Consider the following 25,683-nt stretch of genomic DNA (forward strand, 5'->3'; position numbering starts at 1 on the left):
ATCAAGAGGAACGGTGCCTCTTGCAAAGCCGTGGGCGGGTGTCCGGCGGCGCGCCTGTGCGGCGGCGAGCAGCGCAGGGCTTGCGGGCGGCGCGCGCAGCGCGCTTCGTGATCTGACTCTTCGCGGTTGTCTGAGCGCAGTGAGCGCAGCGAACGAAGTGAGTTCCGCGACGGCCCGCAAGCCCGAGCAGCGCAGCGCAGTCGGCCCGCAGGGCCGACCGCCGCACCGAAGCGCCGCCGGACACACGCCCACGGCTTTGCCCGCACGGAGCGCTCGCACAGCTATCCAGCCGAACGTCCGCAACGGACCGAGAACAGCCGGTCGCTTCATTTCAGATTTCCGCAGGCGACGCATACCGCGCCTTCACCGTCGCCAGTGCCTGCATGTAGGCCGTTTCGGTGTGCGTCGGCCCGGCCACCGTCATGGCCAGGTCGCGCAGGCGGCCGTTGTTGAGGCCGTAGAACCAGCCGTGGATCACCACCGTCTGGCCCCGCTGCCAGGCGTCCTGCACGATGGTGGTCTGGCAGACATTGACGGCCTGCTCCACCACATTGAGCTCGCCCAGGGCATCGACCCTGCGTTCGGGCGGCACGGTGTCGAGCCAGGCCTGGTGCTTCTTGCGCACGTCCTTCACGTGTCGCAACCAGTTGTCGGCCACACCGATGCGCCGGTCGGCGAGCGCCGCCACCACGCCACCGCAGCCGGAATGACCGACCACGATGATGTGCTGCACGCCGAGCATGTCCACCGCGTACTGGATGACCGACAGGCAGTTGAGGTCGGAATGCACCACCACGTTGGCCACGTTGCGGTGCACGAACAGCTCGCCCGGCAGCAGATCGACGAGCTCGTTGGCCGGAACACGGCTGTCGCTGCAGCCGATCCACAGGTATTGCGGTGCCTGCTGGCGCAGCAGGCGCGAGAAGAAACCAGGCGCGCGCGCTTCGGTGCGTTCGGCCCAGGCGCGGTTGTTGTCGAAAAGTTCCTGAAGATTGGTGCTCATGGCTTTGCTTCGTGCTGCGCACTCCCGAGTTCGCCCTGCGAACGGCCGTGCGGCCCATGCAGCGACATGCGCATGCGGCGAGCACGGAGTTTACGGACTGGCCGCCACACACCGGTAAGCCGCGTAGCCGGCGCGGTCAGTCACATGGTTTGCGCAAACAGCTCCCTGCCGATCAGCATGCGGCGGATCTCGCTCGTGCCGGCGCCGATTTCGTAGAGCTTGGCGTCGCGCCACAGGCGACCCAGCGGATAGTCGTTGATGTAGCCGTTGCCACCGAATATCTGGATTCCCTCGCCGGCCATCCAGGTCGCCTTTTCGGCGCACCAGAGGATCACGCCGGCGCAATCCTTGCGCACCTCGCGCACGTGCTCGCTGCCGAGCTTGTCGAGGTTCTTGCCGACGGTGTAGCAAAGCGCCCGCGCCGCCTGCAGCACGGTGTACATGTCGGCCACCTTGCCCTGGATGAGCTGAAACTCGCCGATGCTCTGGCCGAACTGCTTGCGGTCGTGGATGTAGGGCAGCACGTTGTCCATCACCGCCTGCATGATGCCGATCGGCCCGGCAGCCAGCACCGCGCGTTCGTAGTCCAGGCCGCTCATCAGCACCTTCGTGCCGCCGTTGAGTGCACCGAGGATGTTCTCGGCCGGCACCTCGACGTTGCTGAACACCATCTCGCCGGTGTGCGAGCCGCGCATGCCCAGCTTGTCGAGCTTTTGCGCGGTGGAGAAGCCCTTCATGCCTTTCTCGACGATGAAGGCCGTGATGCCGCGCGCGCCCCCACCGGCCGCCCGGCCGCCCGAAGGCTGGTGCGCCCCCCCCGGGGGCAGCGAAGCGCGGGGGCCGTCATCCACGGACTCCGTCTTGGCATAGACCACCATCGTGTCAGCGTCCGGGCCGTTGGTGATCCACATCTTGGTGCCATTGAGCACGTAGTGACCGCCCTTGTCCTCGGCCCTGAGCTGCATGCTGATGACATCGCTGCCGGCGCCCGCCTCGCTCATCGCCAGCGCGCCGACATGCTCGCCGCTGATCAGCCTGGGCAGGTATTTCGCCCGCTGCGCCGCGCTGCCGTTGCGATTGATCTGGTTGACGCACAGGTTGGAATGCGCGCCGTAGCTCAGACCCACGCTGGCCGAGGCGCGCGAGATTTCTTCCATGGCGACCATGTGCGCCACGTAGCCCATGTCGGCGCCGCCGTACTCCTCGGCCACGGTGATGCCGAGCACGCCCAGCTCGCCGAGCTTGCGCCACAGGTCCATGGGGAACTGGTCGCTCGAATCGATCTCGGCCGCGCGCGGCGCGATCTCGGCCCGGGCGAAGGCGCGCACCGTGTCGCGCAGCGCTTCGATGTCTTCGCCGAGATCGAAATCGAGGCCGGGTGACTGCATGAGGCGGTTCCTGAATGGGTTCGTTGTCCCGCGCTCGGCGAAGGGCCGGGCTCAGGCCGCGGCGCGCGCGCGACCGGCCTTGCGCTGCTCGCCCTGCGCAAGCAGGCGGCGCGCTTCCTTCTCGTAGGCGCGCACCTCGTCGAGCGTGGCCTGCAGGTCGGCGAGCTGCTGCTCGATCTGCTCGCGGTGTTCGGCGAGCACGGCGAGGTACTTCTTCAGCTGTGGCACCGAGTCTCGCGGCGACTCGTACATGTCGACGAGTTCCTTGATCTCCGCCAGCGAAAGCCCCAGCCGCTTGCCGCGCAAGGTGAGCTTGAGCCGCGTGCGGTCGCGTGCGGTGTACACGCGCTGGCGTCCACCGGCGCCGCCGCGCGCCGGCGCAAGCAAGCCGCAGTCTTCGTAGAACCGGATCGCGCGCGTGGTCAGGTCGAACTCGCGCGCTAGCTCGCTGATCGTGAACGACGGTGATGTCTCGGAGACAGCAGGTGCGGGCATGGCTGCCTAGAATCGGTTGACGTTGACGTTAACGTCAACTATAGCCGCGGGCCTGCCGCTGCGGCCCACCACACCGCCATACCGCCGCCCGACCGCGCCAACCGATCACCCTGGACCCTCGCGATGAACGCTCTCGAAATGCAGCTCGACTATCCGCACGGCAACACCTTGCCGGCGCCCGGCACCGCGCTCGAAGTGGCGCCTGGCGTCAAGTGGCTGCGCATGGGTCTGCCCTTCGCGCTGGACCACATCAACCTGTGGCTGCTGCGGGACTGCCGGCAGTCGCCGACCGGCCGGACGGAAGGCTGGAGCATCGTCGACTGCGGCATCGCCACCGAGCCGACGCGGCAAGCTTGGGAGCAGGTGTTCGCCACCGAGCTCGAAGGCCTGCCGGTGCTGCGCGTGATCGTCACCCACATGCACCCCGACCACATCGGCCTGGCCGACTGGCTCACTTCGCGCTGGCAGTGCGATCTGTGGATGAGCGCAACCGACTACCACGCCGCCAAGCTGGCCACGCAAAGCACCACCGGCTTCGGCGGCGACTCGGCCGCCGCGCACTTCGCGCGCCACGGGCTTGCCGAGGGAGACGCGCTGGACAAGGTGCGCGGACGCTCGAACTACTACGCGTCGATGGTGCCTGCCGTGCCACCCCGCTTTCACCGGCTGATGGACGGCCAGCGCCTCGTCATCGGCGCGCAGGAATGGCAGTGCCACGCCGGCTACGGCCATGCGCCCGAGCACATCGCCCTGCATTGCGGAGCGCTCGGCATCCTGATTTCCGGCGACATGGTCCTGCCGCGCATCAGCACCAACGTGAGCGTGATCGATCTCGAACCCGAAGCCGACCCCCTGGCGCTCTACCTGGCGTCCATCGAGCGCCTGCGCGCCCTGCCCGCCGACACGCTCGTGCTGCCCTCGCACGGCCGCCCCTTCGCCGGCCTGCACACGCGAATCGACCAGCTCCGAAATCACCATGCCGAGCGCTTTGCGGAAGTGATGGCGGCCTGCGCCGAGGCGCCGAAGGCGGCTGCCGAGCTGCTGCCGGTGCTCTTCAAGCGCAAGCTCGATCTGCACCAGACCAGCTTCGCGATGGGCGAGGCGATCGCGCACCTGCACACGCTGTGGCTGCAGGGGCGGCTCGAGCGCCGGCTGGGCGGGGACGGAGTGATGCGGTTCGCACCGGTCCCCGACGCGGCAATCAGGCGCCAGCCGGCGGACGCGGCGGCAAGGGGCTCGGCAGACCGAGCTTGCGCGTGAGCGAGGCCGCGTCGTACGGCGCAGCGGTCGGCGACGAGCGAATCAGTCGAAGGCCGGCAGTGTCTCGTGCCTGAGCGTGCCGCGAGCGCCATCGATGTCGGGAATGACCGAGCGCACCACGTCCCAGAAGCGCGGGCTGTGGTTCATCTCTCGCAGGTGCGCCAGCTCATGAGCGACCACGTAGTCGATTGTCGTGAGCGCGAAGTGGATCAAGCGCCAGTTCAGCCGGATCGAACCATCCGCGCTGGCGCTGCCCCAGCGCGTCTGCGCCGAGCTGAGCGTGAGCCGGCTGATCCGCACGCGCAAAAGCGGCGCGAAGTGCGTGCAGCGCTCCTCGAACACGCGCCGTGCCTGGCGCTTGAGCCAGGCCTGTACGACGTCGCGGATCTGCTCGGGCGCCGCGCGCTGCGGCAGGCCCACGCGCAGGGTGAGCCGTGGTGCGCCGGGCAGCCCTTTGGCGCCGGCATCGAGCACTGCGCCCGTCGTGTGCGGGTCGAGCACCACGGTCACCGTCTCGCCGAGGAAAGGCAGCGCCGTGCCGTCGCGCCATTCGATGCGCGAGGCGGCATGTTTGCGCGCCCGATCGTGCTGCTCGGCGAGCTTGGCTTCGATCCAGCCGGCCTTCTCGCGCAGGGCCGCCTCGATCTCGCCCCAGCCGACCCAGCGCGGCGCCCGGACCGACAGACCCTCGGCGGAGACCACCATGCCGATGGAACGGCGGCGGGCACGCTGGAATTCGTAGGCCACGACGGCACGGCCGAGATCGATCTCGCGGGCGGCGCGCGGATGGCGCCATTGGGTCGGAGCGCCGCCTTGGGCTTTGCCGGCGCTCGTTGGCCCGGAAACAGGCGCCGCTGGGGCGACCTCGCTGGCCGACGGCAAAGGGGCAAGCAGGAGGGCTTCGCTGCTCTGCCGCAGCCCGTCCGGAGCAGGGGGCCGGGCCAATGGCAGGGCCGGTGGGTTCAGTGCCGCGACAGCCATTCCATCCGCCGCGAACCAGGGCAGATCGAGCTGGCGAGGATTGGCCGAGGAGGCCGGGCGCGTCATGGGCCGCGAGTATAGGAGCGGGCCGGGCTCGCGGGTGCCTCGCTGCGCCGCGGCTACCGCGACAGTGACTTCGAGCAAGGCCGAGCTCAGTAGGCCTCGGGATCGAGGCGCCGCATCTCGGCCTCGATCCAGGCCTCGACCTCGCGCATCAGCTCGTCGGGCTGTCGCCCCACGGCGGCAATCGGCCGCCCGATCGACACATCGATCAGCCCCGGCGTCAGCACGAAGCTCTTGCGCGGCCAGCACTTCGCCGAGCTCACGGCAATCGGCACTACCGGCGTGCCGGTGTCCACGGCCAGGCGCGTCGCACCGGCCTTGTAGACGCCCTGGCTCCCGCGCGGTGTGCGCGTGCCTTCGGGAAACATGATCACCCAGTTGCCCTTGGCCATGTAGCGCCGGCCTTGCTCGGCCACACGGCCCCAGGCTTCGTTGCGCTTGCTGCGGTCGATGTGGATCATGTCGAGCCGGCCGATGGCCCAGCCGAAGAAGGGGATGTAGAGCAGCTCGCGCTTGAACACGTAGCACAGGGGGTGCGTCATCAAGGTCGGAAAGGCGAAGGTCTCCCAGGTGCTCTGGTGCTTGGGGCAAAGGATCACCGGCGTCAGGCGATCGACGGGCAGCCGCTCCATGCCCTGCACCCGGTATCGCACGCCGCAAATCACCCGCGCGCCCCAGATCGACCAGCGCAGCCATGTGATGCAGACCCAATAGACCGGATCGCCGCGCCTGAAGATCGACAGCGCCAGCGCGGCTAGCGCGAACGGCACCACGGTGACAGCCAGCCACAAAAAGAAGACGAGCGAGCGCAGCACCGCCAGGGAGCGGCTCACCGGGACACCTTGCGCGTTGCGCGCGGTCCCGCCGAGCGCAAGCATGAGCACTTGAAGCGGCCTGGCGTGCTCATGTGGCTTTCAACTCCCCCGGCCCGCTGTCGGGCGGGTCGACCGTGCCGCGCGCCACGGCGCGGGCGTGGCGCTCGCGCTGCACGATGAACTCGGCGGCGGAGGCGAGATCGGCGTGGACCTCGGTGCCGGGCACCGATTGCAGCGTGGCGGCGAGCTGCGCTTCCGATTGCCCTGCGTAGTTGCCGGTGAGCACCAGGTGCGTTTCGCAGCCAGCCGTTCGCGCCGCCTGCAGGTCGCGCAGGCTGTCGCCGATGGCGGGCACGCCGCGCAGATCGACGCCGTAGCGTTCGCCGATCTGCTCGAACAGGCCCGGCAGCGGCTTGCGGCAGGCGCACTGTTCGTCCGGCGCATGGGGGCAGAAGAACACGGCGTCGACGCGCCCGCCGGCCTGGGCCAGGCCCTTGTTCATCTTGTCGTGCATGGCGTTGAGCGCTGCCATGTCGAAGAGGCCCCGGCCGAGACCGGACTGGTTGGTCGCCACCACCACGTGCCAGCCGGCATGGTTGAGCCGCGCGATGCCTTCCAGCGCGCCCGGCAACGGCTCCCATTCGTCGGCCGACTTCACGTAGTCGTCGCGGTCGGCGTTGATGGTGCCGTCGCGGTCGAGGATGACGAGTTTGAGGGGGGTCATGTCGGTGCCCGCCGGGACGCCCCAAGGGTAACGACCGCCCCCTCGGGAGGCAGCGAACGAAGAAAGCGTATGGGCTTCATGCTAGACCGCCAGCTTGGACAGGTCAGCAACGCGGTTCATGGCGGCGTGCAGGGTGGCGAGAAGGCCCAGGCGGTTGGCGCGGAGGGCCGGGTCGTCGGTGTTGACCATGACCTGGTCGAAGAAAAGATCGACCGGCGTTTTCAAGCCGGCGAGCCACTGAAGCGAGGCGGTGTGGTCGCCCCGTTCGAAAGCGGCGTCGGCTTGCGGTTTCACGTCGGCCAAGGCGCCGGCCAGCGCGGCCTCGGCAGGCTCCTTCAGCAGCACCGGGTCGATCTTCGGCTCAACGACGCCGGCAACCTTCTTTAGGATGTTGCCGACGCGCTTGTTGGCCGCTGCCAGAGCGGGCGCTTCCGGTAGTGCGGCGAAGGCGCGCACCGCCGCCAGGCGCTGCGGCACGTCGGCCAGGCGCTGCGGGCGCAAGGCCAGCACGGCGTCGATCTCCCGTGCGCTGTAGTCCTGCTCGCGAAGGCCGCCCGCGAGCCGGTCGTAGATGAAGTCGGCCAGCGCGACGCCAGGGTCCGCGATCGACTCGCCGAAAGCGGGCAGCGCTGCCTTCAGCAAGGCGTTGAGTTCCAGCGGCAGCCTCTTCTCGGTCAGCATGCGGATGACCCCGAGCGCATGCCGCCGCAGCGCGAACGGGTCCTTGTCGCCGGTCGGCAACTGGCCGATGCCGAACAGGCCGACCAGCGTCTCCAGCTTGTCGGCCAGCGCCAGCACCACACCGACCTCGTTGCGCGGCAGCTCGTCGCCCGCGAAGCGCGGCTTGTAGTGGTCTTCGATCGCCAGGGCGATGTCGCCGTGCAGGCCGTCGTGCTGCGCGTAGTAGCGGCCCATCGTGCCCTGCAGCTCGGGAAACTCGCCGACCATGTCGGTCAGCAGGTCGGCCTTGGCTATTTGCGCTGCCTGATCCACTCGCGCCTGTTGCTCTACCGTCAGGACGCCGCTTCCGACCAGAGCGAGGGCGATTTCGCGAGCGATTGCGCGCACGCGCTCGGTGCGATCGAGTTGGGTGCCCAGCTTGCCGTGATAGACCACTTTGGCCAAGCCGCCGACGCGCGAGGCCAGCGGCTTCCTGCGGTCCTGATCGAAGAAGAACTTCGCGTCCGCCAGCCGCGGCCGCACCACCCGCTCGTTGCCCTCGATCACCGCGCTCGGGTCGTCCGGCGTGATGTTGCTGACGACCAGAAACTTCTCGGTCAGGCGCCCCTGCGCATCGAGCAGCGGGAAGTACTTCTGGTTCGCCTTCATCGTGAGAATCAGGCATTCCTGCGGCACCGCCAGGAACTCGGGCTCGAAGCGGCACAGCAGCACGTTGGGCCGCTCGACCAGCGCCGTCACTTCGTCGAGCAGCGCTGCATCGTCGATCGGCACCAGCCCTTCCTTCGACGCCGCGGCCTGTAGCTGCCGCGCGATGTCGCCATGGCGGGAAGCGAAGCTGGCGATGACGGCGCCCTGCTCGAGCAACTGCTGCGCGTAGTGGTCCGCATGCTGCAGTACCACCGGCTCCATGGCGGCTTCGAAGCGGTGGCCCTGCGTCTCGCGGCCCGACTCCAGACCGAGCGCGCTCACCGGCACGACCTCAGCGCCGTGCAGCGCCACCAGCCCGTGCACCGGACGCACGAACTGCACGCTGCTCCAGCCGGGCAGCGCGCCGGTCTCGGGCTGGTAGCTCATGAGCTTGGGAATCGGCAGCCGCGCGATGGCTTCGTCGAGCGCTTTCTGCAGGCCCTTAGCGAGCGTTGCACCGGCGACCAGGCTCTCGAAGAACAGCGCGTCCGCGGCGTTCTTCGAAGCCGGATCCATGCGCCGCTCGAGGCGCGGCAGCGCGGAAGCGTCGGCGCCCAAGCTCGCCAGCTTCTTGAGCAGTGCCGGCGTCGGCAGGCCGTCCGCCGTGAAACCCACGCTGGCCGGCATGAGCTTTTGCGAGACCGCCTTGTCGGGCGCCGCCGGCAGCACAGCGCTGACCTGCACGCCCAGCCGGCGTGGCGAAGCGAACGGCGTGACGGCCGAATGGTCGGTCGCCAGGCCTTGCGCCTTCAGGCTTTGCGCCAGCGTGTGCGCGAAGGACTCGCCCAGCTTCTTCAGTGCCTTGGGCGGCAGTTCCTCGACGAGCAGTTCGACCAGCAGGTTGCGGGTGGGATGCATGACGCTCATGTGCGCCCCCGACGGCGCTGCGCGCCGGTCCCCCCGAGGGAGATCGAGCGCCTTGGGAGCGGCCCGACGGCGCTCATCAGGCCGCCTCCGCTTCAAACAGTTTGGCCTTCACCATGGCAGCGATCTCTTCGTCGGCCCACTCGCGGGGCGCCATGGGAAAAGGCGGGATCATGCGGGCGCGGCTCAGCTTGTAGCTCCTTGCGACGTCGCGCGCGAGAGTGCGGATGCGCCCGATGTAGGCCGCTCGCTCGGTGACGCTGATCGCGCCGCGCGCATCGAGCAGGTTGAAACTGTGGCCGGCCTTGAGCAGTTGCTCGTAAGCGGGGAGTGCCAACTGTTGCTCCATCAGGTGCTTCGACTGCTTCTCGTGGCTGCCGAAGGCGTGCAGCAGGAACTCGACGTCGCTGTGCTCGAAGTTGTAGGCGCTTTGCTCCTGCTCGTTCTGCAGGTAGACGTCTCCGTAGCTCAGGCCCTCGGCCCACTGCAGCTTGTAGACGCTATCGACGCCCTGCAGGTACATGGCCAGGCGTTCCAGCCCATAGGTGATCTCGCCGGTGATCGGCCGGCAATCGATGCCGCCGACCTGCTGGAAATAGGTGAACTGCGTGACCTCCATGCCGTTGAGCCAGACCTCCCAGCCCAGGCCCCAGCAACCGAGCGTGGGGTTCTCCCAGTCGTCTTCGACAAAGCGGATGTCGTTGCGTCTGAGGTCGAAGCCCAGCGCTTCGAGCGAGCCGATGTACAGCTCCAGGATGCCGGCCGGCGCCGGCTTGAGCACCACCTGGAACTGGTAGTAGTGCTGCAGCCGGTTCGGGTTGTTGCCGTAGCGGCCGTCCTTGGGCCGGCGGCTCGGCTGCACGTAGGCGGCTTTCCAGGGCTCGGGACCGAGCGCGCGCAGGAAGGTGGCGGTGTGGCTGGTGCCGGCGCCGACTTCCATGTCGTAGGGCTGCAGCATGGCGCAGCCCTGGTCGGCCCAATAATTCTGCAGGCGCAGGATGATTTGCTGGAAGGTCAGCATCGTGTCGCGGTGGCGGGCCGAGCCGCTGCGCGGGCGCGCACGGCGAAGCGCGAATTCTAGGGGGCGCCTTCGCGCTCCCCGCAACGAGCCGATCGCATGTCGTCCTTTGTTATCCGTAAAAGAAGCACCACATCGCCGGCAATTGCGACGACCAGGGTCCGCAGCACGAGAAGCGGGGATCGATGGCCAGGCAAGGAGAGGCCCGCATGACGCTCGCCGAACCGGCACCGTGGCGCATGGAAAACGGCAAGGTCGTCGCCCTTTTCCCGGGCTTCACACGAAAGTTCGTCGCGGCCCTCGCCCAGCGAGATTTCGCCGATTTCAGTCGGCCGAGCTTCAGAGCGGTACCGTCGCCCGCCGCGGCGTGGTACGCGAGTCGCGCGCAACGCGCCAGGCTGCTGCAGCGAGTACGGCCGCGGCCAGCAGCGCCAAAGGCGCCAGGCCCATTCGCGCCGCCCACTCGGCAAAGGGCGTCAGGCCGCTGCGGCCCTCGACCGTGCCGTGGAGCATGCCCCGCGTGTGCGGCGCAAGGCGGTGCGTGACGACCCCGCGGTGATCGACGATGGCGGTGGCGCCGGTGTTGGTGGCGCGGATCATGGGGCGCTGCAGTTCGAGCGTGCGCATGCGCGAGATCTGCAGGTGCTGGAAGACGGCGATCGACTCGCCGAACCAGGCGATGTTGCTGACGTTGGCGAAGATCGTCGGCGCTGTGGCGGGGTCGCGAAAACGCGCCGCCAGCTCCTCGCCGAACAGATCCTCATAGCAGATGTTGGGTGCCACCCGTTCGCCCTGCACCGCGAACGAAGGCGCGTCCAGCGGCCCGCGGGCGAAGTCGCCGAGCGGCATCTTCATCAAATCGACGAACCAGCGAAAACCGGGAGGGATGAACTCGCCGAACGGCACCAGGTGGTGCTTGTCGTAGCGGTAGAAGCCGCCGGGCCGCGTGGCCGCTGCCGCCGAAAAGCCGACCGCCGAATTCGTGTAGCCCGCCTCGAAGCTGCCCAGCGGCATGCCGACCAGCGCCGCGCGGTCGCCGCCGGCGAAGGCGCCGCGCAGGTTTTCCCACAGGCCCTCGGGCATCTGCGCCGGCAGCAGCGGGACGGCCGTCTCGGGCGCCACCACCAGGTCGGCCTGCGTCTGCGCCAGCGTGCGCAAGGTCCACGCCAGCGCTTCGGGCTGATGTGCCGGCTCGAACTTCTCTTCTTGCGGCACGTTGCCCTGCAGCAGCGCCACCTCGAGCCGGCCGGTGGCTTCGGTGAAGTCTTGCGGCAACACGAGCGGCGCCCACCACAGGGCCGCGCCGCCGGCCACCGTCAGCCAGCGGCCCGAACCCGACGCCCGCATGGCCGCAGCCAGGAGAGTCGCAATGCCCGCAGCGACCGCGCCGATGCCGTACACGCCGATCCAGGGCGCGAGGGCGCCGAGCGTGCCGTCGGTGTGCGCATACCCGGCCGCCACCCAGGGAAAGCCGGTGAAGATGACGCCCCGGGCCAGTTCTGCCAGCAACCACACCGCCGCGAACAGCAGGGCATCGGCGGCGGGCCGACCACTGCGCCAGCGGGCCCAGGCCGCCATCGCGGCGGCCAGGTAGAGCGACAGCAGCGCACACAGCAAGCCGACTGCCAGCCCCGCCAACCAGGCCGGCATTCCGCCGTAGCGGTGCAGGCTGATGAACAGCCACCAGGTGCCGCCGATCAGCCAGGCGGTCGAGAACATGCCGCCGATGAGCGCCGCGCGTCCCGGCGCCGCCCCGGCACCGACCCGCCAGGCCAGCAGCGCAACGCAGGCGAGCTGAAGCCAGCCGAGATCCAGTCTCGAAAAGGAGAGCGCATGCAGCGCACCGGCCGCCGTGGCGACGAGCAGTTCCGCCGCCAACGGCCAGCGCCGGCTCGCCACGTGCGCGCCTCGGCTGCCCGCCGATCGGCCGGACACGTGATTCGCGGTCAAGCCTCGGGGGCGCTGAACGGCTCGGGCGTCACCGCCTCGGCGCGCGTGGCCTTGAACCAGCGCACCGCACCGCCCTTGGCCAGCATCACCGAAAAGCGCAGCCCGCCGACCTCCACCGCTTCGCCGCGGCGCGGAACCCGCCCGAGTTCATGCGCGACCAGGCCGCCGATAGTGTCGAAGTCGTCCTCGGGCAGTTGCGCGTCGAACACGGTGTTGACCTCGCGGATCGCCGCGTCGCCGGCCACCCGCTGGCTGCCGTCGGCCAGGGTGAACACGCCGGAGGCATGGTCCTTGTCGTCGAACTCGTCCTCGATCTCGCCGACGATTTCCTCGAGCACGTCTTCGATAGTCAAAAGGCCGGCCGTGTTGCCGAACTCGTCGATGACGATGGCGAGGTGGTTCCGGTTGGAGCGGAAATCGCGCAGCAGCTCGTTCAGGCCCTTGCTCTCCGGCACGAACACTGCCGGGCGCAGCAGCGTGCGCAGGTTCAGCTCGGGCGCGCGCTGCAGCTTGAGCAGGTCCTTGGCCATGAGGATGCCGATGACGTTGTCGCGGCGGTCCTCGAACACCGGAAAGCGCGAGTGCGCGGTGTGGATCACGACTTCGAGCAGCTCGTCGTAGGGCGCGTCGATGTCGAGCAGGTCCATGCGCGGGGCTGCCACCATCACGTCGCCGGCCGACATGTCGGCCATACGCAGCACGCCTTCGAGCATGATGCGCGACTCCGGCTCGATGAGCTCGCGTTGCTCGGCGTCGGCCAGGCTTTCTATCAGTTGGGTCTTGGAGTCCGGGCCCGGCGAAAGAAACTCGATCAGCCGCTCGAACAGGTTGCGGCGGTCCACCGATTTCCCGGAATGGAAGGTCGATCTGTCGCTGTGGCGCACAGACCGACCGGGTTGAGGCTCGGACACGGGCAGCGGTGCCGGAAATGAAGGTGCGTCAAGAATACCGCAGCTCCCCTGCACCACTGTCTGCGGGACAGCCCTGAGGGGCTCCGCCGGGCCCGCCATTTGCTTGACAGCCCCCGGCCCTTGACCCACAGTCGCCCACCCCCAACTAAGCCACCCTCCAGTCGACCCACTCCGAGCCGCCATGTCACTCATCCCCGTCACCATCCTCACCGGCTTCCTGGGCTCCGGCAAGACCACCCTGCTCAAGCGCGTGCTTTCCGAGCAGCACGGCCAGAAGATCGCCGTGATCGAGAACGAGTTCGGCGAGGAGAACATCGACAACGACATCCTGGCGGTGGAGAGCAAGGAGCAGATCGTCCAGATGAGCAACGGCTGCATCTGCTGCACCATCCGCGAAGACCTGCGAGTCACCCTTGCCGATCTGGCCACCCGGCGCCGCAAGGGTGAGCTGGAGTTCGACAGGATCGTCATCGAGACCACGGGTCTGGCCGACCCCGGCCCGGTCGCCCAAACCTTCTTCATGGATGACGAGATCGCCGAAAGCTATCAGCTCGACTCGATCCTGACGCTGGTCGATGCCAAGCACGCCGGCCAACAGCTCGACGATCGCCAGGAAGCGCGCCGCCAGGTGGGCTTCGCCGACCGGCTCTTCCTCAGCAAGACCGATCTGGTCGCCAAGGACGAGGCCGAAGCGCTGATTCAGCGCTTGAAACAGATGAACCCGCGTGCACCGCTGGCCGCGGTGCATTTCGGCGAAGTCCCGATCGCCGAAGTGTTCGACCTGCACGGCTTCAATCTCAACGCCAAGCTCGACATCGACCCCGATTTCCTCAAGGCCGACGAGCACGAGCATCACGACCACGACCACGACCACGACCACGACCACGCGCACGGCGAGCACTGCGACCATCCCTCGCACCAGGCTGGCGGGCACGGCCACCACCACGCTCACGACGACGACGTGAAAAGCTTCGTGTTCCGTGCGGAACGACCGTTCAACCCTGCCAAGCTGGAAGACTTTCTCGGCTCGGTGGTCAACATCTACGGCCCGCGCATGCTGCGCTACAAGGGTGTGCTGGCCATCCAGGGCCTGGACCGAAAAGTTATTTTCCAGGGCGTGCACCAGTTGATGGGCAGCGATGTCGGTCCGGCCTGGGCCGAAGGCGAGGCTCGCAGCAGCAAGATGGTCTTCATCGGAATCGACCTGCCGCGCGACATCTTCGACCAGGGGCTGGAGCAATGTCTGATTTGACGCGCCTGGGGCAACGCGGCGTGGCTACAATCCGCGGCGCTCGGTGTTGGAGTGGCACCATCAGCACACGGTGCCCAGCAGGTACGACAGCAGGTACAAGATGCCGCGACGCGAGGAGACTCCTGTGAGCAAGACCCCGGCCAAGGCCGCACCCGGCTCCGCCGCCGCCAAAAAGGCGACAGCCAACACGGCGCCGCCGGCAAAAACCGCCATCAAGATGGCGCCCCCCCAATCGGCGGCGCCCAAGGCAGCCGTCGCCAAGTCAGCACCGAAGCCATCCGCCAAGACCGCCGCACCAAGCGCGAAGTCCGCGGCTCCGGTAGCCGCCAACCCGCCCCCCAAACCCGCCGCCCATGCCGCCCCCAACAAGGCGGCCGCCAAGACGACAGCCCTGGCAGCGGCACCTGCAGTGAAACCGACCCCCTTGAAGACGTCTTCCAAAGCCACAAAGGCGGCGCGCCTTTCCGCCGCCGCCGCCGCCGAGCCGACGCCGCGCAACATTCCGCTGCCGCCGCCGAGCCGCCCGCCGGCCAGCAACGTGGTCGACTTGCCCCGTCCGGCCCGCAAGATCGACCCCAAACTCGCCAACGTCTGGAAAACCAAGGCAGGCCGCGAGCTCACCGAAGACGAGCTGCAGGCCATGCCCGACAGCGAGTACATGAACGACAAGCAGCTCGACTTCTTCCGCGGCCAGTTGGAAAAGCAGCGCAACGACCTGCTCGACAACGCCGGCGAAACCACCGAGCACCTGCGCGAAGACACCTCGATCGTGCCCGATCCGGCCGATCGCGCCACCATCGAGGAAGAGCATGCGCTGGAACTGCGTACCCGCGACCGCGAACGCAAGCTGCTGAAGAAGATTTCGCAGTCGCTGCAGCGCATCGAATCCGGCGAATACGGCTTTTGCGACGAAACCGGCGAGCCGATCGGCCTGGGCCGCCTGCTCGCCCGGCCCACCGCCACGCTTTCTCTCGAGGCGCAGCAGCGCCGCGAGATGAAGCAGAAGATGTTTGGCGACTAAGGCGCCACGCCCGTCCGAGCCCCCGAGCCCGATGGCCGACGACAAATCCGAATCCAAGGAAGGAAGCACCAGCTTCTTCCGCAAGGTCGTGAAGTTCGTCGCCAACCCGGCGACCGACTGGGCAGAGCTGAATTCGGTGCCCGACGAGCCGCTGCAAAGCGGCTACGCCAAGAGCGAGCTCAAGGCGATGATCGAGCGCAAGCGGCGCAACGACTTCGTGCGCAAGCGCGAGTTCGACATGCTCCGCAAGATTCGCCGCGAAGGCCTGCCTGCCGACGGGCTGGCCGGCATCATCGGCACCTCCGATCTCGACGACTCCGATCAGCCGCGTGCCAGTGAGATGGCGCGGCCCGATGCGACCGTCAAGGCGAAGATCGACGAGATCGAGCAGCAGATGGAAGGCGAGCAGGTCGCGCGGCGCACCATCCCGGCGCATCCGCCTTCGTTCTACACGGCGCGCACGGCTGCCGGCGAACTCGACGAACGCTCGGCCCTGAACCAGCCGTTCGCCGAGAGCGCAGAGCCGGCACAGAGCAAACCCGCCGAGCGGCCTGCCAACGTATCGCCGGCCCCGGCCCCAACCAATTCTGCGGCCACCCCGCCGACGGCCGTCGCGGCGCCGGCGCAAACCGGCAGCATCGCCTGGGAGCCGCAGGCCGCCTTGCCGGTCAAGCGAGCGCCCCTCGCGCCGCAAGGCGCCAGCGACTTCAACAATCCGTTCGCGGTCGAGGTCAAGGAAATCGCCCACGATCCCGATCTCGACGAGGCAGTCATCTCCTTCGCCAACGCCGAATTCGAGGCCTGCGAGCGCTCGATCGCCGGCCTGATCGCACCCGACGGCGAGCGCTATGGCCATGCCGAGACCTGGCTGGTGATGTTCGACCTGTACCGCGCCACCGGCCGCCAGCAGCCCTTCGAGAGCCTGGCGCTCGACTACACGCAGCGCTTCGGTTGGTCGCCGCCGCAGTGGTTCTCCATTCCTCAAATGGTGGCGGCCGAAACGCCGGCGCCGAGCCGCGGCGGCACCAGCGGCATGCGCGTGGAGGGCAATGTCGGCTGGGTCGCGCCGGCCGAACTGAGTACCGACGAAGTGGCCGAGCTCAGCGCCAAGACGCTTCAACTGCCCATGCCCTGGGTGCTCGACTGGAGCCCGCTCGAACGCATCGACCCTCAGGCCTGCAGCGAGCTGAGCCAGCTGATGCGGCACTGGAGCACGCAAAAGATCGACATGCGCTGGCTCGGCGTGGAAAAGCTGCTCGACGTGCTCGGCGACGCGGCACCGACCGGCGTGCGTGATGCCGATCCGGTGATCTGGCTGCTGCGCCTTGAAGTGCTGCGCCTGGCCAGCCGGCCCGACCAGTTCGACGAAGTCGCGATCGACTACTGCGTCACCTACGAGGTGTCGCCGCCTTCATGGGAAAAGTCGCTGGCGAAGGTGAAAGTGACCGATGAGGCGGGCATCACGCTGTCGTCTCGCTCGATGGTGACCGACGTGTCCACCGGCTTCGCCGAATCGGTGCTGCTCGAAGAAACCGGAGGCGCACGGACCGCGGCTGTCGAGCTGTCCGGCCAGCTGGTCGGCGACATCGGCAAGGTCCTCGGCGCGCTGGAGGCCCGGCTCGGAAACGCCGGCGTCGTCACTATCAACTGCACGCGACTCATCCGCATGGATTTCGTGGCCGCCGGCGATCTGCTCAATTGGGTGCTGTCACGCCGCAACGAGGAACGACTGGTGCACTTCGACGACGCGCATCGCCTGCTCGCTTTGTTCTTCAACGCGATGGGCATCAACGAGCACGCGCGCGTGAAAGTGCGCAACCTCTGAGCGGCGGATCCGGCGGGGCGGCCATCGACATCGGCTGCATTGAACTCGGTCGCAGCACCTTCATCTGAGCACCATGGACTCCTATCACGGCACCACCATCGTCAGCGTGCGCCGCGGCCGCCAGGTTGCGCTCGGCGGTGACGGGCAGGTCACGCTCGGCAACGTCATCGTCAAGGCCAGCGCGCGCAAGGTGCGCCGGCTTTACAAGGGCGAGGTGCTGGCCGGCTTTGCGGGCGCTACGGCCGACGCCTTCACACTGTTCGAGCGCTTCGAGGCCAAGCTCGAGAAACACCAGGGCCAGCTCGTTCGCGCCGCCATCGAGCTCAGCAAGGACTGGCGCACCGACCGGGTGCTGCGCCGCCTGGAGGCGATGCTGGCGGTGGCCGACCGGGACAGCTCGCTCATCATCACCGGCAACGGCGACGTGCTCGAACCCGAGCACGGCATCATCGCCATCGGCTCCGGCGGCGCCTTCGCCCAGGCCGCGGCGCGCGCCTTGCTCGACCACACGGCGCTGTCACCGCAGGAGATGGTCAAGAAGTCGCTCGAGATCGCCGGCGACCTGTGCATCTATACCAACCAGTCGCACACGATCGAGGTGCTGGAGTGAGCATGACGCCTCAGGAGATCGTCTCCGAACTCGACCGCCACATCGTCGGCCAGAAGGACGCCAAGCGCGCGGTCGCCATCGCGCTGCGCAACCGCTGGCGCCGCCAGCAGGTCGAAGACAAGCTGCGCGGCGAGATCACGCCCAAGAACATCCTCATGATCGGTCCCACCGGCGTGGGCAAGACCGAGATCGCGCGGCGCCTGGCCAAGCTGGCCGATGCGCCCTTCATCAAGGTCGAGGCGACCAAGTTCACCGAGGTGGGCTATGTCGGCAAGGATGTCGATTCGATCATCCGCGACCTGATCGAGATGTCGGTCAAGCAAACGCGCGAGAGCGCCATGCGCGCCCACCGCGCTCGAGCCGAAGACGCCGCCGAGGACCGCATCCTCGACGTGCTGCTGCCTCCGCCGCGCAGCGGCAGCGCGCCCGAGTTCGGGCTCACGCCCGCCGCGCCCGCACCGGCGCCCGACAGCACCGCCCGCCAGACCTTCCGCAAGCGCTTGCGCGAGGGCACGCTCGACGACAAGGAGATCGAGCTCGAACTCGCCGAGGCCAGGCCCGCGGTCGAGCTGTTGGGGCCGCCCGGCATGGAAGACATGGCCGAGCAGTTGAAGGGCATGTTCGCCAGCCTCGGCCAGCAACGCCGCAAGACCCGCAAGCTCGCGATTGCCGAGGCGCGCAAGCTGCTGATCGACGAAGAGGCCGCCAAGCTGGTCAACGAGGACGACATCCGCAGCCAGGCGCTGACCAATGCCGAGCAGAACGGCATCGTCTTCATCGACGAGATCGACAAGGTCACCTCACGCAGCGATGCCGGCGGCGCGAGCGGCGCCGAGGTCTCGCGCCAGGGCGTGCAGCGCGACCTGCTGCCGCTGGTCGAGGGCACGACGGTGACCACCAAGTACGGCCTGGTGCGCACCGACCACATTCTCTTCATCGCCTCGGGCGCCTTTCACCTGAGCCGGCCGAGCGACCTGATTCCCGAACTGCAGGGGCGCTTTCCCATTCGAGTGGAGCTCGGTTCGCTGAGTGTGGAGGACTTCGAGGCGATCCTCACGCAGACCCAGGCCAGCCTCACGCGCCAGTACCAGGCGCTGCTCGCCACCGAGGGTGTGACCCTGGACTTCCGCGCCGACGGCATCCGCCGGCTCGCGCAGATCGCCTTCGACGTCAACGAGCGCACCGAGAACATCGGCGCGCGCCGGCTCTCCACGGTGATGGAGCGGCTGCTCGACGAAGTGAGCTTCGACGCCCCGAGACTGTCGGGGCAGACGGTTTCCATCGATGCCGCGCACGTCGACGCCAAGCTCGGCGCGCTGGCGGTGAACGAGGATCTGTCGCGCTACATCCTCTGAAACGCCCCTGGATCCCGCCGTCAACTGCGGCCTCGGATCGCAGTTCGCTTCGAGAGCAGTAACCGCATGGCCCCGCTTGTCGGTGCACAGCGCGTTGCCTTGCACCGGCTGCCGTCGGGGTTCGCTACCTCTGGCGAGCAGCGGCGATCGTCAACAAGCCGTCGAAGATCAGCGTGTCGACCAGCTCGTAGTCGAGCTGCAGTGACGGCGCCACCTTCCAGCCCGCGCCGCCGGTCACGATGCAACGCGGCGCCGCCTCGCCGCACTGCCGCTGCAACTGCCGGTGCATGCGCTCGATGGCGCCGGTGATGGCATAGGTGCCGCCGCTGGTGAGCGCGTCGCTGGTGTTGGTGGGAAAGTCGCTGACTTCGCCGGTCGGCACGCGCAGGCCCGCAGTGCCGGCCTCCAGCGCCTTGAGCATGATGCCGTGGCCGGGCAGGATCAGCCCGCCGAGAAAGCGTCCGTCGGCATCGAGCGCATCGACGGTGACCGCCGTGCCGACCATCACCACCAGCACGGGCGCCCGCTTGCCGGCAGCGAGCAAGCGCGCGCGCGCGCCGATCAACGCGACCCAGCGGTCGCTGCCCAGGCGCAGCGGATGGTCGTAGCCGTTGACGACGCCCGCCTCGGCCGTGCTCGACACCACCCAGCGCGGCGCCACCTCCCATAGTTCGAGCTGTTCTTCCACGCGGTGGCGCACCGAATCGCTCGCCACGCAGCAGCCGAGCATCTCGCAGGGCGGCATGAGAGCGGCCCAGGCGCCGCCGGCGTCGGCAAGCTGATCGATGGTTTCGAGGAAGACCGCGCCATGCGCCAGCGGCTCGGCGCCTGCCGCGAGCACCGCGTACTGCGCCCACTTGAGGCGCGTGTTGCCGATGTCGATGGCCAGCAAGGTCATGCGGCGGTCTTCGGCGATATGCGGGCGTCGAGCATCTTTGCGGGGGGCTGGCTTGCGGCCGATTGTCCGACGGATCACAGTGCGGGGAAACCATGAGCGCGCGCCGCCCCGCGGCGGGGTGCCGACCGATGCGGCTACCATCGGCGATGGTTGACGTTTACGTCAACGTCAACCATGTTCGCGTGCCTCGCCGGCGCTGCCCGCCGCCCCGCTGTTGCCGGAGTCAAACAATGACCGACCTGTCCGCCGACCATCAGGCCCTCGCGCACTACCGCGCGACGAGGAAACTGCGCTTCGTCACCGCCGCCTCGCTGTTCGACGGCCACGATGCGTCGATCAACATCATGCGCAGGCTGCTCATGAGCATGGGCGCCGAGGTCATCCACCTCGGCCACAACCGATCGGTCGACGAGGTGGTGACCGCTGCGCTGCAGGAGGACGCGCAAGGCATCGCGGTCAGCTCCTACCAGGGTGGGCATGTCGAGTATTTCCGCTACATGGTCGAGCTGCTTCGCGAGCGCGGCGGCGCGCACATCCAAATCTTCGGCGGGGGTGGCGGGGTGATCGTGCCGGCGGAGATTCGCGAGTTGGCCGATCAGGGCGTGCGCGTGTTCAGCCCCGAGGACGGCCAGCGCATGGGCCTGGCCGGCATGATCGGCGAGATGCTGATGCGCTGCGACCAGACGGCCGCGCCCGAGGCGCCGGCCGACATCGGCTCATTGCGGGGCCACGGCAACGCAGCATGGCTGGCACTGTCGCGCACGATCACCGCGCTCGAAATCGGCTCGGCGCCGGTTGAATTGAAGGCGGCCTTGCACGGCGCCGCGCAGGACTCGGTGGTGCCGGTCATCGGCATCACCGGCACGGGCGGCGCCGGCAAGTCGAGCCTGACCGACGAGCTGATCCGCCGGCTTCGCCTGGACCAGGGCGACGCGCTGCGCGTGGCGGTGATCTCGATCGACCCATCGCGGCGCAAGAGCGGGGGCGCGCTGCTCGGCGACCGCATCCGCATGAATGCCATTGCTGCCTGGAGCCGCGCAGCGCCGACACCGCTCACTCCCTCCCCCTCTGGCGGAAGGCCGGGAGGAGGGCCGGCCGACGACGACGGCCGTCGCGTCTTCATGCGCAGCCTCGCCACCCGCGAAGCCGGCAGCGAGATCAGCGCCGCGCTGCCCGACGTGATCGCTGCGTGCAAGGCGGCCGGCTTCGACCTGGTCGTCGTCGAGACCTCCGGCATCGGCCAGGGCGACGCGGCCATCGTCCCGCATGTCGATGTGCCCGTGTACGTGATGACGCCCGAGTTCGGCGCCGCCAGCCAGCTCGAGAAGATCGACATGCTCGATTTCGCCGAGTTCGTGGCCATCAACAAGTTCGACCGCAAAGGCGCCGCCGATGCGCTGCGCGACGTGGCCAAGCAGATGCAGCGCAACCGCGAAGCCTTCGCGCAGCGGCCCGAGACCATGCCGGTGTTCGGCACGATGGCCAGCCGCTTCAACGACGACGGCGTGACCGCGCTCTACCAGGCCTTGGCCGCGCGCCTGCGCGAGCTGGGCCTGAAGCTCGGCGAGCCGAGGCTGCCGCCCGTGAACGTACGACACAGCAGCAACCAGACCGCCGTCGTCCCGGCTGCGCGCACGCGCTACCTGGCCGAGATCACCGACACCGTGCGCGGCTACAAGCGGCGGGCTCGCGAACAGGCGGCCATCGCGCGCGAGGCCCAGCAATTGCGCGCCGCAGCGCGCATGCTGACCGACGGCAAACCCGACAAGCCCCGCGCCGCCGAGGCCGCGGTCAACCTCGCTGAAGGGCGCGAGGCCCGGCTCGATGCCGATGCGAAGAAGCTGCTCGCCCAATGGCCCGAAATGCAGAAGGCCTACGCGGGCGACGAGTACGTGGTGAAGATCCGCGACAAGGAAATCCGCACCGCACTCGTCACCACTTCGCTGTCCGGCACCAAGATTCGCAAGGTCGCGCTGCCGCAGTACGAGGACCACGGCGAACTGCTGAAGTGGCTGATGCTCGAGAACGTGCCGGGCAGCTATCCGTACACCGCCGGCGTGTTCGCCTTCAAGCGCGAAGGCGAGGACCCCACACGCATGTTCGCCGGCGAGGGCGACGCCTTTCGCACCAACCGGCGCTTCAAGGTGGTGAGCGAAGGGCTGCCGGCCAAGCGGCTCTCGACGGCCTTCGACTCGGTCACGCTCTACGGCGCCGACCCCGACCCGCGCCCCGACATCTACGGCAAGGTCGGCAACTCGGGCGTGAGCATCGCCACGCTCGACGACATGAAGGTGCTGTATTCGGGCTTCGACCTGACCCAGCCCGCCACCTCCGTCAGCATGACCATCAACGGCCCGGCGCCGACGATCCTGGCGATGTTCATGAACACCGCCATCGACCAGAACCTCGACAAGTTCAAGGCCGACAACGGGCGCGAGCCGACGGACACCGAGGCGGCCAAGATCCGCGCCTGGGTGCTGGCCAACGTGCGCGGCACGGTGCAGGCCGACATCCTCAAGGAAGACCAGGGCCAGAACACCTGCATCTTCTCGACCGAGTTCTCGCTCAAGGTGATGGGCGACATCGCCGAGTACTTCGTGCACCACGACGTGCGCAATTTCTACTCGGTGAGCATCAGCGGCTATCACATCGCCGAGGCGGGAGCCAACCCGATCTCGCAGCTCGCCTTCACGCTCAGCAACGGCTTCACGTTCGTGGAGGCGTATCTAGCGCGCGGCATGCACATCGATGATTTCGCGCCCAACCTGAGTTTTTTCTTCAGCAACGGCATGGACCCCGAGTACAACGTGCTCGGCCGCGTGGCGCGGCGCATCTGGGCGGTGAGCCTGCGCGAGAAGTACGGCGCCAACGAGCGCAGCCAGAAGCTCAAGTACCACGTACAGACCAGTGGCCGCTCGCTGCACGCGCAGGAGATCGCGTTCAACGACATCCGCACCACGCTGCAGGCGCTGATCGCGGTGTACGACAACTGCAACTCGCTGCACACCAACGCGTACGACGAGGCCATCACCACGCCCACCGAGGAAAGCGTGCGCCGCGCGATGGCGATCCAGATGATCATCAACCGCGAATGGGGCCTGGCGAAGAACGAGAACCCCAATCAGGGCGCCTTCGTCATCGACGAGCTGACCGAGCTGGTCGAAGAAGCCGTTCTGTTGGAGTTCGAGCGCCTCAGCGAGCGCGGCGGCGTGCTGGGCGCGATGGAAACCAGCTACCAGCGCGGCCGCATCCAGGACGAGAGCATGCACTACGAGATGCTCAAGCACACCGGCGAGCTCCCGCTCATCGGCGTGAACACCTTTCGCAATCCACAGGGCGACGAAACGCCGCAGACGCTGGAGCTGGCGCGCTCGACCGACGAGGAGAAGCAGTCGCAGCTGACGCGGCTGGCCGACTTTCAGGCTCGCAATGCGAAGGCGTCGCCCGCGATGCTGCAGCGGCTTCAGCAGGCGGCGATCGCGAACCGCAATGTGTTCGAGGTACTGATGGAAGCGGTGCGTGTGTGCTCGCTGGGGCAGATCACCAGCGCGCTGTTCGAGGTGGGCGGGCAGTACCGGCGGAGCATGTAGCCCCGTCGCCCCGTCCGACCGCGCTCGGTCCCGCTCGAAGCCGGCGCAGCCCGCGCCTCAGGCAACGCCGCGCCGCCGATCCACGTCCCAATGGTGGCGCGCCGGCGTCGTCGATCACCAGTTGCTCACGGCGACAAAGAGCCAGCACATGCTCGGACAGCTTCGCAAGGTCGTTTTCATGGATCGGATATACAGATTCCTGTATCAGCTACGCATTGAACTCGAACGTTCCGGCCGTCGGCACGGGCCGGTCCGTTGGTCTGAGGGCAAGGCATACAGCGGCGCCACGAGAGTGCCGATGCCACGCTCACGGCAAAGCACCCGGCTCGAACCCCAGGCGCTGCAGCAAGGCCATGGCTGCAGCCGGTGCGCGCTCTTTGGCGCCGTTGATCATGAAGACGAACACGTCGCGCGGCTCGGCCGCCCCGCCAGCGGCGTGCTCCGCCACACGCGGCAACGCCTGCGGCTCGCGCCCGGCAGCCCAAAGGCGCGCGCATTCCGCCCAGCCATCGAGCGCCTTCGACGCATAGCCGAGCTTCTGGTCCGCCTCGGTGCGCATCAGCCGTGCATAGACGAAGCCTCCGGTGAGATCGGCGAACGAAGGGTGTTCGTCCGAATCGGTGAACACGGTGGCGGCCTTGTACTTGCGCGCGAGCTGCAGATAGTCGGCGCACATGAAGCTTTCGTGGCGCACGTCGAGCACATGGCGCAGCTTCAGGCCGCCGACCTTTGAAGGAAGGAGCTTCAGAAAGGCCTCGAAGTCCTCGGCCTCGAAGCGCTTGGTCGGCGCAAACTGCCAGACGATCGGACCGAGCTTGGCGCCGAGTTCCGCCAGCCCGCTGCCGAGAAAGCGCTCGATCGACTCACCGGCCTCCGCCAGGACGCGGCGGTTGGTCGTGTAGCGCGAGGCCTTCAGCGAGAACACGAAGTCGTCGGGCGTTGCGTCGCGCCATTTCGCGAAGGTAGCCGGCTTCTGGGTGCTGTAGTAGGTGCCGTTGATCTCGATCGCACTCAGCCGGCGACTTGCGTACTCGAGCTCGCGCGCCTGGGGCCAGCCCTTGGGGAAGAAATTGTCGCGCCAGGGCTCGTAGGTCCAGCCGCCGACACCGACGCGGATGCGGCCGGTGGCTTTGCTTGCCGGGTTCGCGCGCGCCATCGCTTGTGCCGTTGTTTGCGTCGTCCCTCAAGGACGAACCCCGGCCGAAGCCGGGGTGTTTCCTGCGCGACGGCGCGACATCACCGCACCGAACGCTTACAGCACCTGCTGCGCCAGCGCGCCGCTCGCGTACCGCTGCGCCACCGCGCTGAGCGGCATCGGCTTGATCTTGCCCGCCTGGCCCTCGCAGCCGAACTCGACATAGCGCTGCTTGCAGATCGCCTTGGCCGCCGCCGTGGCCGGCTTGAGGTAGTCGCGCGGGTCGAACTTGCCCGGGTTCTGTGCCATGTACTGGCGGATCGCCGCCGTCATGGCCAGGCGGATGTCGGTGTCGATGTTGATCTTGCGAACGCCGTGCTTAATGGCTTCCTGGATCTCCGAGACCGGCACGCCGTAGGTCTCCTTCAGGTCACCGCCGTACTCGCGGATCGTTGCCAGCAGATCCTGCGGCACGCTCGAGCTGCCGTGCATCACCAGGTGCGTGGTGGGAATGCGCTTGTGGATCTCCTTGATGCGGTCGATCGCCAGGATGTCGCCGGTGGGCTTGCGGGTGAACTTGTAGGCGCCGTGGCTGGTGCCGATGGCGATGGCCAGCGCGTCGAGCTGGGTGCGCTTGACAAAGTCGGCAGCCTCTTCGGGGTCGGTGAGGAGCTGGTCGCGCGTCATGGTGGCCTCGGTGCCATGACCGTCTTCCTTGTCGCCGCGCATGGTTTCGAGCGAGCCCAGGCAGCCGAGCTCGCCTTCGACGGTGACGCCGAGCTTGTGGGCCATGTCCACGACCTTCTTGGTCACGTCGGCGTTGTAGTCGTAGCTGGCGATGGTCTTGCCGTCGGCCTGCAGCGAGCCGTCCATCATCACCGAGCTGAAGCCGAGATCGATGGCGCCCTTGCACACCTCGGGGCTCTGGCCGTGGTCCTGGTGCATGACCAGCGGGGTCTCGGGCCAGGTTTCGATCGCGGCCTGGATCAGATGCTTGATGAAGTTCTCGCCCGCGTACTTGCGGGCGCCGGCACTGGCCTGCAGGATCACCGGCGCGCCGACTTCGTGCGCCGCGGACATCACCGCCTGCACCTGCTCGAGGTTGTTGACGTTGAACGCCGGGATGCCGTAGCCCTGCTCGGCGGCGTGATCGAGCA

The 25,683-nt window shown here is 68.0% G+C and carries 20 protein-coding genes; 7 read left to right on the forward strand and 13 right to left on the reverse strand.

Annotated features, from left to right (window positions below; genetic code table 11):
* Nucleotides 1–331 precede the first annotated feature (331 nt).
* The 3 genes from can to H0W40_RS12505 form a co-directional block, all read right to left on the reverse strand.
* Nucleotides 332–1,003: a carbonate dehydratase gene (gene can, locus H0W40_RS12495; RefSeq protein WP_292446606.1), complete on the reverse strand. Its 672-nt coding sequence runs from the start codon at nucleotides 1,001–1,003 to the stop codon at nucleotides 332–334.
* Nucleotides 1,004–1,143: 140 nt separating this feature from the next.
* The gene (locus tag H0W40_RS12500; protein WP_292446608.1) at nucleotides 1,144–2,391 is read right to left on the reverse strand and encodes an isovaleryl-CoA dehydrogenase; all 1,248 of its coding nucleotides are present in this window, start codon (nucleotides 2,389–2,391) and stop codon (nucleotides 1,144–1,146) included.
* Between the two features lie 51 nt (nucleotides 2,392–2,442).
* Nucleotides 2,443–2,886: a MerR family DNA-binding transcriptional regulator gene (locus H0W40_RS12505; RefSeq protein WP_292446610.1), complete on the reverse strand. Its 444-nt coding sequence runs from the start codon at nucleotides 2,884–2,886 to the stop codon at nucleotides 2,443–2,445.
* Between the two features lie 123 nt (nucleotides 2,887–3,009).
* Between H0W40_RS12505 and H0W40_RS12510 the strand changes: the two genes are divergently transcribed.
* Nucleotides 3,010–4,146, forward strand: a complete 1,137-nt coding sequence (locus H0W40_RS12510; RefSeq protein ID WP_292446612.1) for an MBL fold metallo-hydrolase — start codon at nucleotides 3,010–3,012, stop codon at nucleotides 4,144–4,146.
* A gap of 42 nt (nucleotides 4,147–4,188) precedes the next feature.
* Here the strand turns inward: H0W40_RS12510 and H0W40_RS12515 are convergent, their stop codons facing one another.
* The 7 genes from H0W40_RS12515 to H0W40_RS12545 all read right to left on the reverse strand — a co-directional run bounded on the left by H0W40_RS12515 (nucleotide 4,189) and on the right by H0W40_RS12545 (nucleotide 12,771).
* Nucleotides 4,189–5,193 carry a M48 family metallopeptidase gene (locus H0W40_RS12515; protein ID WP_292446614.1) on the reverse strand — a complete coding sequence of 335 codons (1,005 nt, stop codon included), beginning with the start codon at nucleotides 5,191–5,193 and terminating at the stop codon, nucleotides 4,189–4,191.
* 86 nt (nucleotides 5,194–5,279) lie between these two features.
* The gene (locus H0W40_RS12520) at nucleotides 5,280–6,023 is read right to left on the reverse strand and encodes a 1-acyl-sn-glycerol-3-phosphate acyltransferase (protein WP_292446616.1); all 744 of its coding nucleotides are present in this window, start codon (nucleotides 6,021–6,023) and stop codon (nucleotides 5,280–5,282) included.
* 70 nt (nucleotides 6,024–6,093) lie between these two features.
* Nucleotides 6,094–6,729: a D-glycero-beta-D-manno-heptose 1,7-bisphosphate 7-phosphatase gene (gene gmhB, locus H0W40_RS12525; protein WP_292446617.1), complete on the reverse strand. Its 636-nt coding sequence runs from the start codon at nucleotides 6,727–6,729 to the stop codon at nucleotides 6,094–6,096.
* A gap of 81 nt (nucleotides 6,730–6,810) precedes the next feature.
* Nucleotides 6,811–8,964: a glycine--tRNA ligase subunit beta gene (glyS, locus tag H0W40_RS12530; protein ID WP_292446618.1), complete on the reverse strand. Its 2,154-nt coding sequence runs from the start codon at nucleotides 8,962–8,964 to the stop codon at nucleotides 6,811–6,813.
* 76 nt (nucleotides 8,965–9,040) lie between these two features.
* Nucleotides 9,041–9,982: a glycine--tRNA ligase subunit alpha gene (glyQ, locus tag H0W40_RS12535; protein WP_292446620.1), complete on the reverse strand. Its 942-nt coding sequence runs from the start codon at nucleotides 9,980–9,982 to the stop codon at nucleotides 9,041–9,043.
* Nucleotides 9,983–10,318: 336 nt separating this feature from the next.
* Nucleotides 10,319–11,914 (reverse strand): apolipoprotein N-acyltransferase, encoded by a 1,596-nt coding sequence (gene lnt / locus H0W40_RS12540; protein WP_292446622.1) that lies wholly within the window; start codon nucleotides 11,912–11,914, stop codon nucleotides 10,319–10,321.
* A gap of 11 nt (nucleotides 11,915–11,925) precedes the next feature.
* Nucleotides 11,926–12,771, reverse strand: coding sequence for an HlyC/CorC family transporter (locus H0W40_RS12545; protein WP_292446624.1), 846 nt, complete (start codon nucleotides 12,769–12,771; stop codon nucleotides 11,926–11,928).
* 250 nt (nucleotides 12,772–13,021) lie between these two features.
* Here H0W40_RS12545 and H0W40_RS12550 point away from each other — a divergent pair, with 250 nt between their 5' ends.
* From H0W40_RS12550 to hslU, 5 genes are all read left to right on the forward strand, one after another.
* Nucleotides 13,022–14,092 (forward strand): GTP-binding protein, encoded by a 1,071-nt coding sequence (locus tag H0W40_RS12550; RefSeq protein ID WP_292446626.1) that lies wholly within the window; start codon nucleotides 13,022–13,024, stop codon nucleotides 14,090–14,092.
* Nucleotides 14,093–14,216: 124 nt separating this feature from the next.
* The gene (gene dksA, locus H0W40_RS12555; RefSeq protein ID WP_292446628.1) at nucleotides 14,217–15,113 is read left to right on the forward strand and encodes an RNA polymerase-binding protein DksA; all 897 of its coding nucleotides are present in this window, start codon (nucleotides 14,217–14,219) and stop codon (nucleotides 15,111–15,113) included.
* Between the two features lie 31 nt (nucleotides 15,114–15,144).
* Nucleotides 15,145–16,938 (forward strand): STAS domain-containing protein, encoded by a 1,794-nt coding sequence (locus H0W40_RS12560; protein ID WP_292446630.1) that lies wholly within the window; start codon nucleotides 15,145–15,147, stop codon nucleotides 16,936–16,938.
* A gap of 73 nt (nucleotides 16,939–17,011) precedes the next feature.
* Nucleotides 17,012–17,548, forward strand: coding sequence for an ATP-dependent protease subunit HslV (gene hslV / locus H0W40_RS12565; RefSeq protein ID WP_292446631.1), 537 nt, complete (start codon nucleotides 17,012–17,014; stop codon nucleotides 17,546–17,548).
* A 2-nt stretch (nucleotides 17,549–17,550) separates the two neighbouring features.
* Complete coding sequence (gene hslU / locus H0W40_RS12570) at nucleotides 17,551–18,903, forward strand: ATP-dependent protease ATPase subunit HslU (protein WP_292446639.1); 1,353 nt, start codon at nucleotides 17,551–17,553, stop codon at nucleotides 18,901–18,903.
* A gap of 124 nt (nucleotides 18,904–19,027) precedes the next feature.
* Here the strand turns inward: hslU and H0W40_RS12575 are convergent, their stop codons facing one another.
* Complete coding sequence (locus tag H0W40_RS12575) at nucleotides 19,028–19,801, reverse strand: type III pantothenate kinase (protein WP_292446633.1); 774 nt, start codon at nucleotides 19,799–19,801, stop codon at nucleotides 19,028–19,030.
* A gap of 230 nt (nucleotides 19,802–20,031) precedes the next feature.
* On the opposite strand from H0W40_RS12575, the gene icmF reads away from it, so the two are divergent.
* On the forward strand, nucleotides 20,032–23,391 hold the full coding sequence (gene icmF / locus H0W40_RS12580) for a fused isobutyryl-CoA mutase/GTPase IcmF (protein WP_292446634.1): 3,360 nt from the start codon (nucleotides 20,032–20,034) through the stop codon (nucleotides 23,389–23,391).
* A gap of 307 nt (nucleotides 23,392–23,698) precedes the next feature.
* Here icmF and H0W40_RS12585 read toward each other — a convergent pair whose 3' ends face one another.
* Both H0W40_RS12585 and fba read right to left on the reverse strand, forming a co-directional pair.
* The gene (locus H0W40_RS12585) at nucleotides 23,699–24,547 is read right to left on the reverse strand and encodes a DUF72 domain-containing protein (protein ID WP_292446636.1); all 849 of its coding nucleotides are present in this window, start codon (nucleotides 24,545–24,547) and stop codon (nucleotides 23,699–23,701) included.
* A 96-nt stretch (nucleotides 24,548–24,643) separates the two neighbouring features.
* Nucleotides 24,644–25,683, reverse strand: a 1,040-nt coding sequence (fba, locus tag H0W40_RS12590; RefSeq protein WP_292446637.1) for a class II fructose-bisphosphate aldolase, incomplete at its 5' end; no start/stop codon positions are given.

The sequence above is a fragment of the Methylibium sp. genome (assembly GCF_013817345.1).
Taxonomy (GTDB): domain Bacteria; phylum Pseudomonadota; class Gammaproteobacteria; order Burkholderiales; family Burkholderiaceae_C; genus Methylibium.

What these genes read in the sequence shown, in the direction of transcription:
- H0W40_RS12575 (WP_292446633.1), bottom strand. Translation starts at nt 19,801, where the DNA reads ATGACCTTGCTGGCCATCGACATCGGCAACACGCGCCTCAAGTGGGCG.
- H0W40_RS12560 (WP_292446630.1), top strand. Translation starts at nt 15,145, where the DNA reads ATGGCCGACGACAAATCCGAATCCAAGGAAGGAAGCACCAGCTTCTTC.
- H0W40_RS12505 (WP_292446610.1), bottom strand. Translation starts at nt 2,886, where the DNA reads ATGCCCGCACCTGCTGTCTCCGAGACATCACCGTCGTTCACGATCAGC.
- H0W40_RS12500 (WP_292446608.1), bottom strand. Translation starts at nt 2,391, where the DNA reads ATGCAGTCACCCGGCCTCGATTTCGATCTCGGCGAAGACATCGAAGCG.
- hslU (WP_292446639.1), top strand. Translation starts at nt 17,551, where the DNA reads ATGACGCCTCAGGAGATCGTCTCCGAACTCGACCGCCACATCGTCGGC.
- glyS (WP_292446618.1), bottom strand. Translation starts at nt 8,964, where the DNA reads ATGAGCGTCATGCATCCCACCCGCAACCTGCTGGTCGAACTGCTCGTC.
- H0W40_RS12510 (WP_292446612.1), top strand. Translation starts at nt 3,010, where the DNA reads ATGAACGCTCTCGAAATGCAGCTCGACTATCCGCACGGCAACACCTTG.
- H0W40_RS12550 (WP_292446626.1), top strand. Translation starts at nt 13,022, where the DNA reads ATGTCACTCATCCCCGTCACCATCCTCACCGGCTTCCTGGGCTCCGGC.
- gmhB (WP_292446617.1), bottom strand. Translation starts at nt 6,729, where the DNA reads ATGACCCCCCTCAAACTCGTCATCCTCGACCGCGACGGCACCATCAAC.
- H0W40_RS12585 (WP_292446636.1), bottom strand. Translation starts at nt 24,547, where the DNA reads ATGGCGCGCGCGAACCCGGCAAGCAAAGCCACCGGCCGCATCCGCGTC.
- can (WP_292446606.1), bottom strand. Translation starts at nt 1,003, where the DNA reads ATGAGCACCAATCTTCAGGAACTTTTCGACAACAACCGCGCCTGGGCC.
- H0W40_RS12515 (WP_292446614.1), bottom strand. Translation starts at nt 5,193, where the DNA reads ATGACGCGCCCGGCCTCCTCGGCCAATCCTCGCCAGCTCGATCTGCCC.
- glyQ (WP_292446620.1), bottom strand. Translation starts at nt 9,982, where the DNA reads ATGCTGACCTTCCAGCAAATCATCCTGCGCCTGCAGAATTATTGGGCC.
- icmF (WP_292446634.1), top strand. Translation starts at nt 20,032, where the DNA reads ATGACCGACCTGTCCGCCGACCATCAGGCCCTCGCGCACTACCGCGCG.
- hslV (WP_292446631.1), top strand. Translation starts at nt 17,012, where the DNA reads ATGGACTCCTATCACGGCACCACCATCGTCAGCGTGCGCCGCGGCCGC.